Here is a 16,991-nt window from a genome sequence, read left to right as displayed (position 1 = left end):
TTAATTTTCAAACACAAATAATATAAAACAATATATGTTTCAACTAGGAAAAACAATTGTTTCGGAGGATCTTATAGAAAAAGAATTTGTTTGTAATTTATCTGCTTGTAAGGGTGCTTGTTGTATTGATGGTGATGCTGGGGCTCCTTTAGATGAAGAAGAAACTAAGATTTTAGAAAAAATATATCCACAAGTAAAACCTTTTTTACGTAAAGAAGGTATTGATGCAATTGAAAAACAAGGAACTTGGATTAAAGGTGATTTTGGCGAGCTTGAAACTCCTTTAATAAACGATGCTGATTGTGCGTATGTTATTTTTGATGAAAAAAATACAGCTTTGTGTGCTATTGAAGAGGCCTATAATCAAGGTTTAGTTGATTGGAAAAAACCAGTATCTTGTCATTTGTACCCTGTAAGAATAAAAGACTACAGTGAGTTTTCTGCAGTAAATTATGATAAATGGGAAATTTGTGATGATGCTTGTTCTTTAGGAAAAGAGTTACAGGTTCCTGTTTATAAGTTTGTGAAACAAGCATTAGTAAGGAAATTTGGACAAAATTGGTACGATGAATTAGAAAAGTTAGCAGAAAATCATAAAAAAAAGCAGTAACTTTAGAAATCTAACCATAAAAAAAAGACTTTGCTGAAAAAGGTATTGTTTTTCATTTTTTTTATAACTTTTATTTCGTTGTCTGCTCAGCAGATAAGTTTAAATAAGTTACTTAAAGTTATAGAGAAAAAGTATAATGAAGAAAAATATAAAGAACTACTTTTAGAAGTGGTTAAAGAAGATTCTTTTAAGTTAAAGAGTACTAAAGATAGCCTGCTATTTTCAAAAATTATACATTTAAAAGCAAATGCTCTTTATCAATTAGGCGATTATAAAAAAACTATTCTTTTTTATAATATAGCTATTAATAATACTCCTAATTCTGAAACTGGAAAAAACCAAAAGGGAATCATATTGTTTGATCGCGCTTTTGCTGAATATTATCTTCAACAATATACTAAATCATATAAAACAGTAAAAAAAGCTGAACAAATTTTAAGTGCTCTTGAAAACCCTGACTATGACTGCTTATTATCTATATATGCTGATATTAGTGGTACTTCAACATATTATGGTTTTTTTGAAGAAGCTGAGTATTATATAAAAAAAGGATTAAAAATTTATCAATTAAAGTATAAAAAAAGTAAGGTAAAGAACACTAATCAGGCCTCTAAAGAAGTAATATTTAAGCATAAATTAGTGTATTTATATAGTAGAAAAGGAGATGAGCTTAAAATGTTAGAAGCTTTAAAGGAATTTGAAAGTTTAAAAAGTGAAAAGAGATTTAACGATAAAGAACAACGACTTTTTGCTATTTCATTAAATCATGTTGGCGATTTTTATCTTAATTTTAGAGATAAGCTAAAACAAAAACTTCCTTTACAAAAAGGGAAAGAATATTTATTAAAAGCGATTGATGTTTTAAATATAAAAAAACATCCTGATGATTTAATTGAAATTAAATTTAATCTAGTAAAACAACTTAGGTACAGTAAAGAATTTGAAAAAGCTTTAAAGGAGAGCCGGAAAATGATCGATTTAGCTAAAGCAGATGATTTTAGAGCTCCTTTTTTTTATGCGCAAAGAGGCATAATTTATGCAGAGAGTGGAGATAAAAAAAATGCAATAAAAGAGTTGTATCAAATGGTTTCTTTAATACATAAAGGAGCTGATTCATTAAAAAAAACCGGAGCTAATTTTGTGCCCAATAGTGATATAAATCATACAGGTTTACTAGTAGAAATTCCTGACATATTATTAAAACACTTTCCTAATGATAGTCTTGTTTTTCAGCAATCATCTAGCTTCTATAAAATGGGACTTCAGCAATTTAAAAACTGCTATGAAGGTGAAGAATTTAGCAACAAGCTTAAAAATTATTACAATTTAACTATTGGAGGGTTATTAAAAACAAAAAGATTAGGTTTTGGTTCTTTAGAAAATGATGAAATAGTAAATGCTATTGAAAACATTGAAAACAGGTTGGCATGGAAAGAGTTTATTTATAATAGAAATTATTCAAAAACATCAATTCCTGATTCTATCATAAAAAAAGACTTCATACTGAGAAAACAACTAGTTTTTGCAAGAAAAAATAATGATTCTTTACTGGTTTTAGAATTAGAAAATCAAATAAAAACATATAAAACTTTTTTAACTAAAATCTACCCTGTAATATCAAAATCAATTCTTTCAAAGTTTAAAGTTAACTCTTTTCAAGAGCGATTAAAACACGATGAGGTAGTTTTTAGATATAAAATAATAAAGAAAAATTTATATGTCTTTAAAATCACTCAAAACAATATTGAAATTAAGCTAGTTGAATATCTAAAAAACTTTAAAGACAAATTAATCAGATATATTCAGTTGCTTAAAAACATTGATGAAAACAAAGTTATTTCTCAAGAGATTTTTAAAAAATTATTTCCTTTTAACCTTAATAATTATAACAATATAATTATAATTCCTGATGGAATACTTTATCATTTACCTTTTGAATCATTACTAATTAATGAAGAAGAGTATTTGATAAAAAATCATGTTGTTAGTTATGCTTCTGATTTGATTTTTACCAAAACAAAAGATTTTAATTTTCATAAAGAGAATGACTTACAATTGTTTTTGCCTACTTATGATTTTAAAGATTCTATAAATAATAAATACGATACTAACCAGCTGAAAGGAGCAAAAGAAGAAGCTTTCTTCATTGCTAAATTATTTAATTCTGAATTGTATACTGGTCAATTAGCTACAAAAAGTAATTTTTTTAAAAACATTCAAAGAGCATCATTAGTTCACTTAGCAATGCATGCTGAAATTGATAACGAAAAGCCAGAATTGAGTTATTTTTTATTTGGAAATTCAACCAAGGAGAATTTATATTTAGAAGAATTATATGCTTTAAAATTGAATGCTAAGTTAGCAGTTTTAAGTGCATGTAATACAGGTACAGGCTCATTAAGTTCTAATAAAGGAGCAGTTTCATTACAACGTGCTTTTACATTTGCAGGTATACCAGCCACAATTTCTAGTTTATGGAAAGTTCCAGATAAAGAAACTTCGCAAATTATGCGTTTATTTTACACTCATTTAAAAAACGGTAAAACAAAAAGTAAAGCATTACAGTTAGCTAAGAAAGAGTATTTAGAAACTACCACCGATCCTTTTTTATTACATCCTTATTACTGGGCTGGTTTTGTTTTAAATGGAAACACTGAAGCGATAGTAAGTGAACCAAACGTCAATAAATACGCATACTTAGTTTTACTATTAGTATTTAGTATTGTTTTACTACTAGTTTTCAGAAAAAAGTTAATTAAGGTTTCTTAAAATACTTTTTGCTTCTTGTTTTTTATAATCTCCTGATGAATCAAGCACTTTTTCTAAAGACTTTTTAGCCTTAATTACTTCATTGTTTTTTAAATAAGCTAAAGCTAAATACCAATGTGTTTTTATGTTAAATTTATCAGTGATTTCTAGTTGTTTATTTAATACCTCAATAGCCTTATCTGAGTTGTTTAATTGTAAGAAGCTAATTCCTTGATACAATAAATAAGCATTGTTTTTATCTTCAGAGTATGCTTTTATTAGTAATGTAGAAGCTTTTTTATAATTACCCTTTTCATAGGCTTCGAAAGCTTTTGTTGAATTGTTTTTAGATTCAACTCCTCTAGTTATTGGTTGGATAACATTCCTATAAGATTCAAAATATTCAGCATACAAATCATCTGTGGATGTTTTTTGATTAACGATTAAAGAATACCCAATAAAAGAAATTAAAACTGCTATGGAAGCAGCAACAAACAAATAGCTCCTATTTCTTTTTTTAGAATACTTATTGTACTCTAATTCTTGTAAAGAAGCTTTCATTTTGGCTCTTTCTTCTAAAGAAATTACCTTTTTTAAATCATTTTCAAAACCTTCCATTGTTATAACTCTTTAATTATCTCTTTTAATTGTTTTAAACATCTAGATTTTTGACTCTTCACAACGTTTTTGTTTTCATAGTTTAAGTAATCAGTAATATCTTCAATTGTATAGCCTCTATAATAAAAAAGCTGTAATATTTCTTTACATTTCTTTCCCAACTTATTAAATCCTGTTTGAATTTTTTGTTGTTGATTAGATACTGTATTTGAAAAAATATCAACTTCAATTGTTTCATAGTCATTCGTTTCTACAACTTTTAAAACAGTTTTCTGTTGCTTCCGATTTTTTTCATATAATATATATTTTCCTATTCCAAATAAATATGTTTTTAAAGAACATGTTATGTTGTCTAACTTTCCTTTAAAAGCTTGCTCTTGTAAAGCGATAATAGCATCTTGATAGCTGTCTAAAACATCGTCTTCTAATACAGAAATTTTTCTCCCAAAAGCTATAAAATCAGCTCTATATTCAATGTAGAGTTTTTTTAAAATACTTTGATCTCCTTTTTTTAGTAGCAATATTTGTTTGCTATCATTCATCTATTAATGTTTTCTAAAGTTAAAAGTAAACAAAACAGGTTAACAAAAAAATTTCTTCGAAAAATGTTAACCTTTTAGTTTTTGTTTCATTAATAATAAAAACAGGTATACTGATGAAGGTAAAAACAAATAGTAAACTTCTTTTATTTATTATTCTTTTAATTGGGTTTTCACAAGCTTCACAAGCTCAATTATGGAAGAAACTAAAAAATAAAATTGAAAAAAAAGTTGAACAAAAAGTAGGAGAGAAGGTAGATAAGGAAGCAGAAAAAATTCTAGATAAAACACTTAATGGTAAAAACAAGAAACAGAATAAATCTTCAAAAAAGAATTCTAAAATAACAACTCATAAAGATTCTTTAAAGCTTAAAGAACCTGTTTTAAAAAGTAATACATCTATAACTCCCACATTTAAATCATATTCTAAGTTTGATTTTATCTCAGGAGAAAAAATAATTGCCTATGAAGACTTTTCTCAAGATGAAATAGGTGATTTACCAGCTCGATGGAATTCTACTAATTCAGCCGAAGTTGTAACTATTGAAGGAATAGATGGTAAATGGATGCAATTGGTAAAAGGAGCTGGCGCTTTTGTTCCTGATTTTATTGAAGAGTTTCCTGATAATTTCACATTTGAATTTGATATTATATATAATTATGACATTGCTGAATATTGTTTAGAAAGAGAGGTTTCAGTTATATTTTCTGATGTTGAAAATCCAGAATATGATTTAGAAAAAAATGCTCCAGGAAATAATGGCTTCAGCTTTACTATAGCAGGAGGAGTTAGTTATCATGGGGAACTCCGATATAAAAAATATGCTTCTGATGCCAAACTTAACTTAAGTAGTAAAAAAAGAAATCAGTTTTTAGAAACAGACAACAAAGGAAGAGGAAAAAAAATGCATGTTGCTGTTTGGAGGCAAAAAAGAAGAATGCGCGTATATTTTAATGAAGAAAAAGTTTTCGATATTCCACGAGCTTTTAGTAAAAAACAAACACTTAAAAATGTTCGTTTCTTTTCATCTATCACAGAAGAAAATAACAATTATTATATATCCAATGTACGATATGCTATTGGAAAACCTGATGTACGTGGTAAATTGATTACTGAAGGTAAGTTAGTGAGTTACGGAATAACGTTTGATATTAATTCTTCTTTAATAAAAACTTCTTCTTACGGAACATTGAAGAAAATTGCTTCAGTTTTAAAACAAAACCCAAAGGTAAAAGTACTTATTGTCGGACATACTGATGCTGATGGCTCAGCTGACACTAATTTAATATTATCTAAGAGTAGAGCTAAATCAGTAAAAGATGTTTTAGTTACTGAATTTGACGTAAGCGAAAATCAATTGTCATATAAAGGCAAAGGAGAAAGTGAATTGCTAAATGAGGGTACCTCTTCTGAAAGTAAAGCTAAAAATCGCCGTGTCGAGTTTATAAAACAATAATCATTTATAAAACCAATTAACTATGAAACGAATAATCACTTTTTTAATCACCTTTATTACTATAACAATCAGTGCACAAACATTACAGTTTAATAAATCTGTAACGATTGAGGTTACTTCTAATGAAGGAGATAAGGTTCCGTTCGAATATTTTTTCAGTACTAATCAAAAAGATTTGAGCTGTATGAAAGTAGATCCTTCAACAATGGAAGATAGTGGAGAAGCTGCTGGAGAAATATATATGGTGTTTAGTAAGAAACAAAATATTGTATATATGAACATGATGGGTATGAAAATGAAAAAATCAATCGGAAAAACGGATATGATGCAGTATAATAATTATGATAAAATAGATACTGCTAATATTACACAAACTGGAAAAACAAAAAGAGTTCTAGGCTACCTATGCTATGAATATCTCGCTAAGACAAAAGAAGCTACTACTCATGTTTGGGCAACTACGGCAAGTTTTCCTATAACTGGAACTTTTATACCCATTTTAGGAATGCGTAATGAATCCAAAGTGATTAAAGGTTTTGTGTTAGAAATAGTATTAAAATCTAAAAACGGAAATGGTAGAGTAGCTGTTACAGAAATTAACAAAAACGCCAAACTAGTCATTAATACTAGTGAATATAAATCAATGGGGTTTTAATTAAAAAAATAAAACATGAAATTAGTAATTACAATTATAGCATTTTTTTTATTAGTTGGATGTCCAAAGGATAAAATATCTACAAAATCAACTGAAAAATCAAGTACTAAAAAATTAGAAAAAATAGATGCTTGTGAACAAACTACTTTAGCTAAAGTTGCCAGTATTATGGGGTGGGATATATCAGAAGTAAAACAACAACAAAACTTCAGCTTTAAAGATTATAATTTTTCTGATTGTAGTTATCGAAAAAAGGAAACATCGGAATCAGTAATTTTAAAAAGCTATCATAAAAGTGATAAAGCTATTGAAAATAAGGTGCTTGAAAGGCAGTTTTCTAGTTTTCTAACTAAAGGGAATCAGAAATTTACTTATAAAGAAATTGAAGGTTCAGGAACTCAAACAATTTTAGGTGTTTATATAAATAGAGGACTACGTTTTTATCACCTAAGAACAAGAATTCAAAACAGCTATGAGTTTTCTTCTGAAATATGTACAACAAGCACAAATCAAGAATTTACAGAGAAGCAACTTAAACAGTTGGTTACTTTATTACATCAATAAACACACACATCATGAAAAACTTAATTACAATTATTGCATTATTCTTTGTTTTTACCACAAATGCTCAAATTGAGATTTCTTATAAGTTTAATGAAGAAATATCTGAATTGGAAGAAATAACACCTAAGAAAATGTTGAATTTTATTCATAAAAATCCGAAATGGGTTGGGTTTAAATTGATCGTTAAAAAGCGTTATTATAAAAAAATAAAAAAGCAAGGATTGCGCTTAAAAATAACTCCCCTGTTACTTAAACAAGGAAAAACTGTTTATAAAGGAAAACCTGTGAGTGAAATACTATTTCCTGGTGATTTGTTTTTCCCTGGAGATCTTTTTTTTCCAGGTGATTTATTTAATGAAATGGATGATTCAAAATATAGTGTTAGTTTTTTTATTGAAACTGTAAATAAAAATAACGATTGGAATATGATTATTAAGCCTCTTAATGAATTAGTTTTTGTTAAGGAATAAATGTGTAAAAAGATGAATAAAAAATTATTATTGATAAGTGTTTTCACTTTTTTTTCTTTAAAAATGAGTGCCCAATTTGAACTTTTAGATGAACCTGAAGGAAGTAATCTTGGTATTATTTATTCATTAAGTGTATATGATAATGATATTTTATATTCGTTTATAAGTAATACAAATAATGGAAAGACGAATGGAGTTTTTATAGGGAATGGAAATAAAGACGATAGAGTTGAACTTCTAAAAGAAACTAACTCGAGAGCATATTTTCATGCAACAATAGGACAAAGCGAACTTAGATTACATGAAGAAGGAAAATATACAACAGGTAAAGATGTATATGCTAAAATAATTCAACCTACCAATTCTAATAGTGTTTATAAATTAAGTCCCCTTAGAAATTCCTTTATACCAGAAAACAGATTTACTGCGAGTAGTGCATCTGGGAGTGATAATGTTAACTTGGTTGCAAATGACGGGTTGATAACTATTGACACGATTACTGAAGGTGGTAATAACAAACTTCTTTTGCGTCACTTTATTAAAAACTCTATAACTTCTGAAACAAGAGAGTATAAATTAAGTAAAGAACTATTTAATGCTAAGCCTAGAAGCTTCTTTAGTTGGAATAAAAAACTGTTTTTTGTTGCTGATGTAAATGGTGAAAAAGACCTGTATAAAGCTGATGCTTTAGGTGATGGTGATGTTAGAGTTACCCAAAATAAGGTTTCTAAACCTACAAGTTTTAAAGGAGTGAACCCTAATAGTTTTCTATTATCTAAAGAGTATATTTATTTTTTAGGTAGAGATGGTTTTTATACAGAAATAACACCAGGACCTGTAAAAAGAAATTATCCAACTGCGGTTTGTTATACTAACGGGGATATTGATTTTGGTAGTACAGATACAGGAATTTATAACGGAGATGATGGTTCATTAGGGTATAAATCATACACAGAAACCGAGCATTCAGAAGTTGTTTTAGGTAAAGTAAATCAGCAAATATTATATTATGTAAAAGGAAGCTTTGGAGGTTCTTTTTTAGCATTACCTAGTAGAGAATCATTAGGTATAAAAACGGAAAGTAGTACTCAAACGTTTAAGTTTATTCAATTAAAGAATAAGGTATATATACTTTCAAGACTGGGGTACAAAAAAACAAAATTGTATAGTGCAAATGGGTTACTTAATAATACAAAATCATTTGAACCTCCTTTTTTTTCAGGTTCTATCGAACCCTTAAACTCTTTTGGTCCTCTAAAGATAAACAATGATAAAGTGTATTTTTTAGCTAAGTATACAGTATCTGGTGTTAACAGGTTTCAATTACTATCTTATATAGAAGGAGAATCTGAAATAAAAGTTGCATTTGTTTTTCCAGAGGGAATAGATGTAAATATGTCTAATTTTTATGCACACACTACTGGTTTTGTTTTTACAACAAATAATGGTAAAATATATACATGGAATATAGAAAAAAGATCAAAAATTATTAACCCTAATAATACCACAAGGGGAGGGGTTTTACAAAATATAGCTAATTTTAAATATCAACAAATTAATTATTCTGTAGAGTTAAAAAGTACAGCTAAAGAGGTTAAAAAAGTTAGAACTCAAATTTTAGATACGCTTTCTAATCAATATAAATTTGAAATAGTAACATTGCCAAATCAATATGAAAAAAAGTATATTTCAACATTGTTCTATAACATAGGAAGTATAGAAGCAACAACAACTTTAAATAAATTCGAAATAGAGTTATCATATAAAAATGAAATGTTTTCTGATAAACCTATAATAGATGTTAATAAATTAACAGTATTGATTTATGAAAATGGTGCTTGGAAGGAAGTAACACCAACAAGTTTTAATAAAACTAATCAAACAATAACTCTTAATGAATCATTAAGTAATAATGCTTATATTTTTCTTAAGCTTAATCAAGTGTTATCAACGGGTAGTGGTTTAAATACTATTTCTAATCAAGTAAGTATGTACCCAAATCCAACATCTGAAAAAATAACGTTGCATTCAAAAACGACTAAGTTTATTGATGAGGTTCAGATGTTTTCTGTATTAGGAAAAACAATGTTTGAAAGCTCTTTTAAAAATACGACTAAAACGGTTTTAAATTTACCTCATTTAAAGAAAGGTGTTTATGTTGTAAAAATAAGATCAGGAAAAACTATTTTTTCAGATAAATTAATTATTGATTAATTTTTTGAAAGAATAACTATATCTAAATTAAAAAAGACCACATTATTATTGATGTGGTTTTTTATTAATATCTTTATTTTAAAGAAGATATTCTTGATGCGAAATCTATAAATTATAATAGTATTTATATCTGTTAGCTACCTTCTTTTTTACGACCAAGAATAAATAAAGTACATTGATGGCAATTCAAGAAGTAAAAACATATAATTTTCAAAGTATATTTTCATTACAGTTAGTGGAGTTTGAAAAAGCTTGCATTGTTAATGAGCCTAAACAAGTTGATGATTATAAAATTTTTTGGATAAAAGAAGGGAAAGGAACTTATAATATCGATTTTAAAAGTTATTCTTTTAATGGAAATGTATTGTTTTTCTTATCACCAGGACAAGTTTTTACAGTAGATTCAGAAAAAATAAAAGAAGCATATCAATTAAGTTTTTCAAGAGATTTTTATTGCATTCAAACTCATGATACTGAAATAGCATGTAATGGTGTGTTGTTTAATAATGTTTATGAAACTCCATTTGTATCTCCTACAAATAGAGATACTGAAAAATTAAACTTTATATTAAGTAACTTGATAGAAGAATTTGAATTAGAAGAAACGGCGCAATATGATATGTTGCAGTCCTTTCTTAAGCAGTTTATTATTTATTCTGTACGAATTAAAAAAGGATATGATACTGTAAAGGAAGATTTAGAAACTAAATTATTTAAAGATTTTAGTTTATTAGTAGAACAAAATTTTAAAAAACTACATAGCGTTACTGATTACGCTAAACGATTAGGAGTATCTCCAAAATCTCTTACAAAACATTTTCAGAAAATAGGTACACAAACTCCAAGTGATTTTATTAAGAACAGAATAATTATAGAAGCTAAAAGACAGCTTATCTATTCTTCTGATGCAATAAAACACATTGCTTTTGATTTAGGATTTAATGATCCAGCTTATTTTTCTCGTTTTTTTACTAAATCAGCGGGGCAATCTCCAAAGCAATTTCAAAAAGAGCAAAAGTCATAAGCTCTTCTAATATTTAACTTTATAAAAAACTCGTAACACAAGGGGAAGCTACGAGTATAGAAGGGTTTTAATTCTAGATAAATAACATTTGTTAGCTTGTTGTTTGTCTAGGTTAGCAAATATATAGTAAGCTGTAATTCAAAACATTAACATAGGTTAATAAACTTCTTTTTTTTATTTATTTCATACTTGTCCAAGTAACAGGAACTTTTGTCCATTTTTTAAAGTGTGTCTCCGTCGCATCTTTGTATCAGAATTAAAAACAAAGAATTATGAGAGCTGAAAATATCCAATGCCCTAACTGCTGGGGATATCAAGAGTACGATGATCAATTTCCTGAAAGAGAAATGTGTAATTGTGAAAAAACAAATAAATAAAATTTAAAATAAATAAAATTATGAGTACAAGAATTGAAACATTAAACCCTGACACAACTACTGGAAAATCAAAAGAATTATTTGACGCTGTGCAAAGCAAACTAGGATTTATTCCAAATTTAATTAAAGTTTTTGGTAATTCACCAGCAACGTTACAAAGTTATTTAAGCTTAGGTGAATTAACAGCAAGTGGTAATTTTTCTAATAAATTTAGAGAACAGTTAGCGTTAGCAATTGCTGAAGAAAATAAATGTAACTATTGTTTATCAGCTCATACAGCAATTGGTAAAATGAATGGTTTATCTGAAGAAGAAACTGAAGAAAATAGAAAAGGTAAAGCTTCGGAAGAAAAAGTACAAGTAGGGTTGCAATTTGCTCAGAGCATAACTAAAAATAGAGGAAATGTAACTTCAGAAGAAATTAAGGCTTTTAAAGAAGCAGGATATAATGATAGTGATGTTTTAGAAGTAGTGTTAAATGTTGTAGCTAATACATTAACTAACTACGTAAATCATATTGCAGAAACAGAAATTGATTTTCCAAAAGTAGAAGCTGGAAAATATACAGTAAAGGCATAATAAAAATAATAAATAATTTAAAACTTAAGAACACATGAAAAAAGTAATAGCAATCTTAATCGTATTAGTAGGATTTGCATTTCAAGCAAATGCACAAGAAGTAAAAACTGTAGCCCTAGAACAAACTAAAGGGGAGTTTACACAAAAATCATTAACACTATCAGAGGGAACTTATGTTTTTGAAATAGCAAATAATAAAGTAGGTCATGATGTTGGTTTTGTATTAGCACCTAAAGGTAAGGTTGAGCAGAAAGATCATATAAAAAATGCATATGTAACTTCATTAGTTAAAAACAATGGAAAGTCTACTTCTAAAAAAGTAACTCTTAAAAAAGGAGAGTATGTTTATTTTTGCCCATTAAACCCAACACCACAATATACATTAACAGTGAAGTAATACATTGCTTACGTAGTTTTTAGTATACCTCTTCAGTAAAATGAAGAGGTTTTTATGTATATATTATTGTTTTAAGTACGCTAATGTTTGAAAAATAGTCGCTTACGGTATTTTTTTAAGATCATAGGTTTAAAATATTAAACTTTGAGATAGCTAAGAAAGTTGAGTAAAAGAAATATAAATCACGATATTGATTTCCTTAAAAATAAGAGAAATAGTATGGTGCTTTGTTTGATTTGTTGATTTTTTTAGTGTCTAATTAAATATATATACTAAACTTAAAATTATGTCAACAGTAAACAGTCAAATTACAGATGCGGTTACCACTAGCATGAATGAAGCAAACAAATTAATGCATGATGTTAGTACAACTGAAGGAAATACTGCAAAATTAGAAGCAGATGTTAAAACAGTTAGTCAAGATCTACAAACAATAGATAATGATTTAACAATGTCTAAAACGATAAATACAAAATTAAAAGATTTAGATTCTGCATTAAGTGAAGCTGTAGAGTTATTAGAAGTAGTTTCAATAATTCCAGAAATAGGAACTGAAGCATCAGAGTTAAAAAACGTATTATCAACGTTCAAAAAACCTATAGATGAGGCTCTGGATGTTTCTAATAAAGTAGAAAAAGTAGTTGCGCCAATTAGAAATGCTATTGAAAAAGTAGAGCCCAAAGTAAAACAAATTGACGAGGTGTTATTAAAATTAATGAATGCTGAAAATCAGTTTATAGCTACTTTAGGAGGTGCAATAAATTGTATTAATAGTCTTCCAAGTTCAACAGTAAAAACGGAGTTAGTAAACGAAATTGATACAGTAGCAGGTAAGGTTGATCCTGTAGTTTTAACATTTGATGATGCTCAAATAAAAATTTTAAATGGTATAGCTGAAGCTACTGAGGAAGTTGAGAAAATTAAACACTTAGTAATGGGGCTAGTAAGTCTAGAAAATCAAATTAATGCAGTGATGAATGTTTTAAATCCTTTAATTTCTGCTTTAAATTCAGTTAAAAATGTATTAAGTCATACAATACGTGTTCCTTATGGAGGGTATCCTAAAGTTTGTTATAAACATGTTTTAGGAGTAAAAGTACCTTATCCGTGTGGTTGGCATACCGTTTACTTTTCATTTAGTGTAGAACAAATTATAAAAGGAGGGCTGAGTGTTATAGGGCCAGTTATGGATTTGCTAAATAAAGCTATGAATGCAGTTTTACAACCAGTATTAAGAGCGTTAAACTTAAATATACATTTACCATCTATACCAGGGCTGAGTATTCTTAATGATTTATCTGAAGATTTAAATTCATTTATAATGAAAGCAATTGACCCTATAAATAACCTTGTAAATGAACTAAATGTTTTTGAAAATATATACAATGATGTTGAAGGATTTATTGCAGAAGTTGAAAAAATAAACAAAGCATGTACAGTACAATTAAAATAACTTGTTTTGATAATGTATTAACTTGATTGTATTGCCTCATCATAAATTATGATGAGGTTTTTTTATAATGAGAATAATGTTTCCTCGTTTATTATTTGATTATAAATGCCGTTTATTTTTTGATACATAGAAGAGAAAAATAATTTTCGATCCACTTCGGCATTTCCTGATATTTTTTTTGATAATTGAATTTTTTTATTAAATGCGCTAATAGTTTCTTCGCAAATAAGATTGTCATCTATTCGTAAATAAGATGTTCTTATGTAGGGTATTAGAAGTGTTTTTGTTTTTTTTGAATTGAAAACTACAGTGTTATTTAAACAAACTAATTTACTATAATACATTTTGTTTTTTACACTTGAATTTTCATCCCTAGATTCTTTTTTAATTTTGTTTTCTATACTTGTAATCATTAATTTTAATTCATCACATAATTGTATTGCTTGTTCTTGGTTTGTTAACTTTATTTTATAACAATAATATATTTGATATAAGATACTATTAATTGTATGATCATCCCATATTTCTATACAATTAACCTTTTTAAACGCATTTTTAAAACAAATAGATTCATATATTAAGCTTGAAGAAATATTAAACTTTTCAAAAGCTATCTCTCCTGTTTTAGAATTTTCTTTTGAATTAGGTAAGTTTAATAAAATATATATTTGAAACCTTTGGAGTAAGCTGTTTTGTGGAAAATAATATAAAGGTATATCTTTTGCAGCGTATAATACTTCAGAGTTTTCTAGTTTGGAAAATAGATTAACTAACTTATTACTTTTTATAAAGAAAGACTCTAGGGTGTTATTCGTTTGAAAGTTATAGTTTTTTTGAACCACTATTGATTCCTTTTCTTTAAAGCTATAAATATTGTTCAATGAAACTTTGTAGAATTTAGCAAGAGAAAGAGCTTCCTTAAAAGAAAGCTCAGTTTTATGATTTATTCTTCTATAGGCCGCATCGTAATTTATATCTAAAACGCTAGCTATTTCTTCTACTAGAGAAATATTGTTAGGTAACTTTTGTTTAATTTGACAAAAAAAATATTCTATCTCTTCGTTCATTTGTTGTCTTTTGTAAAAAATGCAAATCAAAATTTCAAAAAATGTAATTTTTTGCGTTCTTCTTTATAGGAAATGAATTTTATTTGTATTATGATAGAGTATACTTTTTGAAGGGTGTATATTCTTTCTTATAGAGATTTTGTATGTATTGCAAGAATTCTTTAATGATAGTCTTCTCTTTTAAGGGAAGGCTATTTCTGTTTATGATACTAGCTTAATAATAGTTTGATAGCTAGCAATATACGAAAAAAATAATATTATGATATTATTACTCCTCTCTTATTAAAAGGTTGAATTATTTGTAAGTTACTCTCTTTTATTGTGTCTTTCTTAAAAGTAAAAGTTTTGTCTTGCAGTGTATTGTTTTCAAAGAAAGTTACTTGAAAACGATTGTCTAAAGCAAATAATTCTGGTTGAATTAATTCAATTTTGGCAATAGAATTACCTGACAAAAGGTCTATTTTTTTACGAAAAACGGAAGTGGTTTTAGTTTCTGAAAAACCTTGAGAAACAATGACAACCATTTCAATAGCAATGTCTTTTTTATTAATAATATATACGTTCCAGTCATCTGTTTTGTGAACTTCATTGTGCTCTAAAACAATTGCCATTTCTACACCTGAAACTTCTGGTATTTGTATGTCTTTTTTCATCTAAAGAGAATAATTTAAACTTATAGCTATAGTATCTTTGTTAAGGTTACTATTTAATGATATTTTAATTTTATTATTTTTATAGGCTTTGGTAAAAAGATATGAAGATATAAATCCAATACTTGCCCCAGCAATTACATCATAAACATCATGTTTTTTTGCATAAATTCTTGAGTATCCAACATAACTAGCTAATAAGTATGCAGGAAAACCATATTTCCAACCATATCTTTTTTGGATAAAAGCAGCTCCGGTAAAAGCAGCTGAGGTATGTCCTGAAGGAAAACTATAGTTTCCTCCACCTGGTCTTTTTTTATTAATAATTCTTTTTAATGTATGGGTAGCTATAAAAGAAACCCCAAAAGCTTTTATAAATTGCCAATAAGGTTTATCGTTATTTTCAAAAATAAAAGTGCTACCTAAAGCAATTATAGGAATTCCAATCTGAATAATGTCTCCAGATCTTTCTACAAAGCTTTTTTGTGAAAAAATATTAATACTAAAAGAGCAAATAAAAAAAATCAGACAAAAATGCCTCATGTTTTTAGATGATAGATTTAAATTGCTCTAAAAAACGTTTGTCATTTTCATAGAACATACGAATATCTGGAATTTGATATAAAAGCATTGCTATACGCTCAATTCCCATTCCAAAAGCATACCCAGAATATTTAGTAGGGTCAATATTACAGTTCTTTAAAACATTAGGGTCAACCATTCCACAGCCCATAATTTCTAACCATCCAGTACCTTTGGTAATTCTGTAATCGGTTTCAGTTTCAAGTCCCCAATAAATATCAACTTCAGCACTAGGTTCAGTAAAAGGGAAGTATGAAGGACGTAAACGTATTTTAGATTTTCCAAACATCTCTTTAGTGAAATATAATAAAGTTTGTTTTAAATCGGCAAAAGAAACATCAGTGTCAATATATAAACCTTCTACTTGGTGAAAAATACAATGCGCACGAGCAGATATGTCTTCATTACGGAATACTCTTCCTGGAGAAATGGTTCTAATTGGAGGTTCGTTATTTTCCATGTAACGAACTTGTACAGATGATGTATGCGTTCTTAATAAAGTATCTGGATTTTTATCTATAAAAAATGTATCCTGCATATCACGAGCAGGGTGATACTCTGGTAAATTTAAAGCGGTAAAGTTATGCCAATCATCTTCAATTTCAGGTCCTTCAGAAACAGTAAACCCAATACGATTAAATACCTCAATAATTTGATTTCTTACTAAAGAAATAGGATGGCGTGAACCTAATTCTATTGGTTCAGAAGGACGAGTTAAATCACCATAAATCCCTTTGTCTTCAATAGCATTATCTAAGGCATCATTTAATTCAGCAACTTTACCTTCAGCAGATTTTTTTAGATTGTTTAAAGCTTGCCCAAAATCTTTACGCAATTCAGCATCAACATTCTTAAATTCAGCAAATAAGTCTTTTAACAATCCTTTGCTTCCTAAGTATTTAATTCTGAATGTTTCAACTTCTTCTTTAGACGTTGCTTTAAAAGCTTTTACGTCACCAATCAATTCCTTTACCTTATCTAACATTAT

Annotated in this window: 17 protein-coding genes; 11 read left to right on the top strand and 6 right to left on the bottom strand. The window is 27.7% G+C overall.

Features of this window, described 5'->3' with window-relative positions:
- Window positions 1-34: 34 nt before the first annotated feature.
- Together ACKTTQ_RS04145 and ACKTTQ_RS04140 are read left to right on the top strand one after the other, a co-directional pair.
- On the top strand, window positions 35-610 hold the full coding sequence (locus tag ACKTTQ_RS04145) for a DUF3109 family protein (RefSeq protein WP_408048481.1): 576 nt from the start codon (window positions 35-37) through the stop codon (window positions 608-610).
- Window positions 611-688: 78 nt separating this feature from the next.
- Window positions 689-3,379: a CHAT domain-containing protein gene (locus ACKTTQ_RS04140; protein WP_408048480.1), complete on the top strand. Its 2,691-nt coding sequence runs from the start codon at window positions 689-691 to the stop codon at window positions 3,377-3,379.
- Here ACKTTQ_RS04140 and ACKTTQ_RS04135 read toward each other — a convergent pair.
- Together ACKTTQ_RS04135 and ACKTTQ_RS04130 are read right to left on the bottom strand one after the other, a co-directional pair.
- Window positions 3,362-3,976, bottom strand: coding sequence for a tetratricopeptide repeat protein (locus tag ACKTTQ_RS04135; protein WP_408048479.1), 615 nt, complete (start codon window positions 3,974-3,976; stop codon window positions 3,362-3,364). The two genes, ACKTTQ_RS04140 and ACKTTQ_RS04135, sit on opposite strands and share 18 nt — an antisense overlap.
- A gap of 2 nt (window positions 3,977-3,978) precedes the next feature.
- Complete coding sequence (locus ACKTTQ_RS04130; RefSeq protein ID WP_408048478.1) at window positions 3,979-4,518, bottom strand: RNA polymerase sigma factor; 540 nt, start codon at window positions 4,516-4,518, stop codon at window positions 3,979-3,981.
- 113 nt (window positions 4,519-4,631) lie between these two features.
- Between ACKTTQ_RS04130 and ACKTTQ_RS04125 the strand changes: the two genes are divergently transcribed.
- The 9 genes from ACKTTQ_RS04125 (at window position 4,632) to ACKTTQ_RS04085 (ending at window position 13,704) form a co-directional block, all read left to right on the top strand.
- Window positions 4,632-5,972, top strand: a complete 1,341-nt coding sequence (locus tag ACKTTQ_RS04125) for an OmpA family protein (protein WP_408048477.1) — start codon at window positions 4,632-4,634, stop codon at window positions 5,970-5,972.
- Between the two features lie 22 nt (window positions 5,973-5,994).
- Window positions 5,995-6,627: a DUF4412 domain-containing protein gene (locus tag ACKTTQ_RS04120; RefSeq protein ID WP_408048476.1), complete on the top strand. Its 633-nt coding sequence runs from the start codon at window positions 5,995-5,997 to the stop codon at window positions 6,625-6,627.
- Window positions 6,628-6,642: 15 nt separating this feature from the next.
- Window positions 6,643-7,191: a hypothetical protein gene (locus ACKTTQ_RS04115; RefSeq protein WP_408048475.1), complete on the top strand. Its 549-nt coding sequence runs from the start codon at window positions 6,643-6,645 to the stop codon at window positions 7,189-7,191.
- A gap of 11 nt (window positions 7,192-7,202) precedes the next feature.
- Window positions 7,203-7,661 carry a hypothetical protein gene (locus tag ACKTTQ_RS04110; RefSeq protein ID WP_408048474.1) on the top strand — a complete coding sequence of 153 codons (459 nt, stop codon included), beginning with the start codon at window positions 7,203-7,205 and terminating at the stop codon, window positions 7,659-7,661.
- A 12-nt stretch (window positions 7,662-7,673) separates the two neighbouring features.
- Window positions 7,674-9,875, top strand: a complete 2,202-nt coding sequence (locus tag ACKTTQ_RS04105; RefSeq protein ID WP_408048473.1) for a T9SS type A sorting domain-containing protein — start codon at window positions 7,674-7,676, stop codon at window positions 9,873-9,875.
- A 178-nt stretch (window positions 9,876-10,053) separates the two neighbouring features.
- A complete protein-coding gene (locus tag ACKTTQ_RS04100; protein WP_093869608.1) occupies window positions 10,054-10,899 on the top strand; it encodes a helix-turn-helix domain-containing protein in 846 nt (281 codons plus the stop codon).
- A gap of 397 nt (window positions 10,900-11,296) precedes the next feature.
- Window positions 11,297-11,854 carry a carboxymuconolactone decarboxylase family protein gene (locus tag ACKTTQ_RS04095; RefSeq protein WP_093869609.1) on the top strand — a complete coding sequence of 186 codons (558 nt, stop codon included), beginning with the start codon at window positions 11,297-11,299 and terminating at the stop codon, window positions 11,852-11,854.
- Between the two features lie 34 nt (window positions 11,855-11,888).
- Window positions 11,889-12,251: a cupredoxin domain-containing protein gene (locus ACKTTQ_RS04090; RefSeq protein ID WP_093869610.1), complete on the top strand. Its 363-nt coding sequence runs from the start codon at window positions 11,889-11,891 to the stop codon at window positions 12,249-12,251.
- A 286-nt stretch (window positions 12,252-12,537) separates the two neighbouring features.
- The gene (locus ACKTTQ_RS04085) at window positions 12,538-13,704 is read left to right on the top strand and encodes a kinetochore Spc7 family protein (protein WP_408048472.1); all 1,167 of its coding nucleotides are present in this window, start codon (window positions 12,538-12,540) and stop codon (window positions 13,702-13,704) included.
- Between the two features lie 62 nt (window positions 13,705-13,766).
- On the opposite strand, the gene ACKTTQ_RS04080 is transcribed toward ACKTTQ_RS04085, so the two are convergent.
- The 4 genes from ACKTTQ_RS04080 to pheS form a co-directional block, all read right to left on the bottom strand.
- Window positions 13,767-14,771 carry a hypothetical protein gene (locus ACKTTQ_RS04080; protein WP_408048471.1) on the bottom strand — a complete coding sequence of 335 codons (1,005 nt, stop codon included), beginning with the start codon at window positions 14,769-14,771 and terminating at the stop codon, window positions 13,767-13,769.
- Between the two features lie 257 nt (window positions 14,772-15,028).
- Window positions 15,029-15,424 (bottom strand): hypothetical protein, encoded by a 396-nt coding sequence (locus ACKTTQ_RS04075; protein WP_408048470.1) that lies wholly within the window; start codon window positions 15,422-15,424, stop codon window positions 15,029-15,031.
- Complete coding sequence (locus tag ACKTTQ_RS04070) at window positions 15,425-15,964, bottom strand: phosphatase PAP2 family protein (protein WP_093869614.1); 540 nt, start codon at window positions 15,962-15,964, stop codon at window positions 15,425-15,427.
- 4 nt (window positions 15,965-15,968) lie between these two features.
- The gene (pheS, locus tag ACKTTQ_RS04065) at window positions 15,969-16,988 is read right to left on the bottom strand and encodes a phenylalanine--tRNA ligase subunit alpha (protein ID WP_093869615.1); all 1,020 of its coding nucleotides are present in this window, start codon (window positions 16,986-16,988) and stop codon (window positions 15,969-15,971) included.
- Window positions 16,989-16,991: the final 3 nt, after the last annotated feature.

It is taken from the genome of Tenacibaculum halocynthiae (assembly GCF_964512825.1).
Taxonomy (GTDB): domain Bacteria; phylum Bacteroidota; class Bacteroidia; order Flavobacteriales; family Flavobacteriaceae; genus Polaribacter; species Polaribacter halocynthiae.
Note: the sequence above shows the minus strand (reverse complement) of the source record. Positions and strands in the feature narration are given on the sequence as shown.

Excerpts from the sequence above, each read along its gene's own strand:
- ACKTTQ_RS04105 (WP_408048473.1), top strand. The coding sequence starts at position 7,674 with ATGAATAAAAAATTATTATTGATAAGTGTTTTCACTTTTTTTTCTTTA.
- pheS (WP_093869615.1), bottom strand. The coding sequence starts at position 16,988 with ATGTTAGATAAGGTAAAGGAATTGATTGGTGACGTAAAAGCTTTTAAA.
- ACKTTQ_RS04110 (WP_408048474.1), top strand. The coding sequence starts at position 7,203 with ATGAAAAACTTAATTACAATTATTGCATTATTCTTTGTTTTTACCACA.
- ACKTTQ_RS04070 (WP_093869614.1), bottom strand. The coding sequence starts at position 15,964 with ATGAGGCATTTTTGTCTGATTTTTTTTATTTGCTCTTTTAGTATTAAT.
- ACKTTQ_RS04135 (WP_408048479.1), bottom strand. The coding sequence starts at position 3,976 with ATGGAAGGTTTTGAAAATGATTTAAAAAAGGTAATTTCTTTAGAAGAA.
- ACKTTQ_RS04085 (WP_408048472.1), top strand. The coding sequence starts at position 12,538 with ATGTCAACAGTAAACAGTCAAATTACAGATGCGGTTACCACTAGCATG.
- ACKTTQ_RS04090 (WP_093869610.1), top strand. The coding sequence starts at position 11,889 with ATGAAAAAAGTAATAGCAATCTTAATCGTATTAGTAGGATTTGCATTT.
- ACKTTQ_RS04075 (WP_408048470.1), bottom strand. The coding sequence starts at position 15,424 with ATGAAAAAAGACATACAAATACCAGAAGTTTCAGGTGTAGAAATGGCA.
- ACKTTQ_RS04120 (WP_408048476.1), top strand. The coding sequence starts at position 5,995 with ATGAAACGAATAATCACTTTTTTAATCACCTTTATTACTATAACAATC.
- ACKTTQ_RS04125 (WP_408048477.1), top strand. The coding sequence starts at position 4,632 with ATGAAGGTAAAAACAAATAGTAAACTTCTTTTATTTATTATTCTTTTA.
- ACKTTQ_RS04115 (WP_408048475.1), top strand. The coding sequence starts at position 6,643 with ATGAAATTAGTAATTACAATTATAGCATTTTTTTTATTAGTTGGATGT.
- ACKTTQ_RS04095 (WP_093869609.1), top strand. The coding sequence starts at position 11,297 with ATGAGTACAAGAATTGAAACATTAAACCCTGACACAACTACTGGAAAA.
- ACKTTQ_RS04130 (WP_408048478.1), bottom strand. The coding sequence starts at position 4,518 with ATGAATGATAGCAAACAAATATTGCTACTAAAAAAAGGAGATCAAAGT.
- ACKTTQ_RS04145 (WP_408048481.1), top strand. The coding sequence starts at position 35 with ATGTTTCAACTAGGAAAAACAATTGTTTCGGAGGATCTTATAGAAAAA.
- ACKTTQ_RS04100 (WP_093869608.1), top strand. The coding sequence starts at position 10,054 with ATGGCAATTCAAGAAGTAAAAACATATAATTTTCAAAGTATATTTTCA.
- ACKTTQ_RS04080 (WP_408048471.1), bottom strand. The coding sequence starts at position 14,771 with ATGAACGAAGAGATAGAATATTTTTTTTGTCAAATTAAACAAAAGTTA.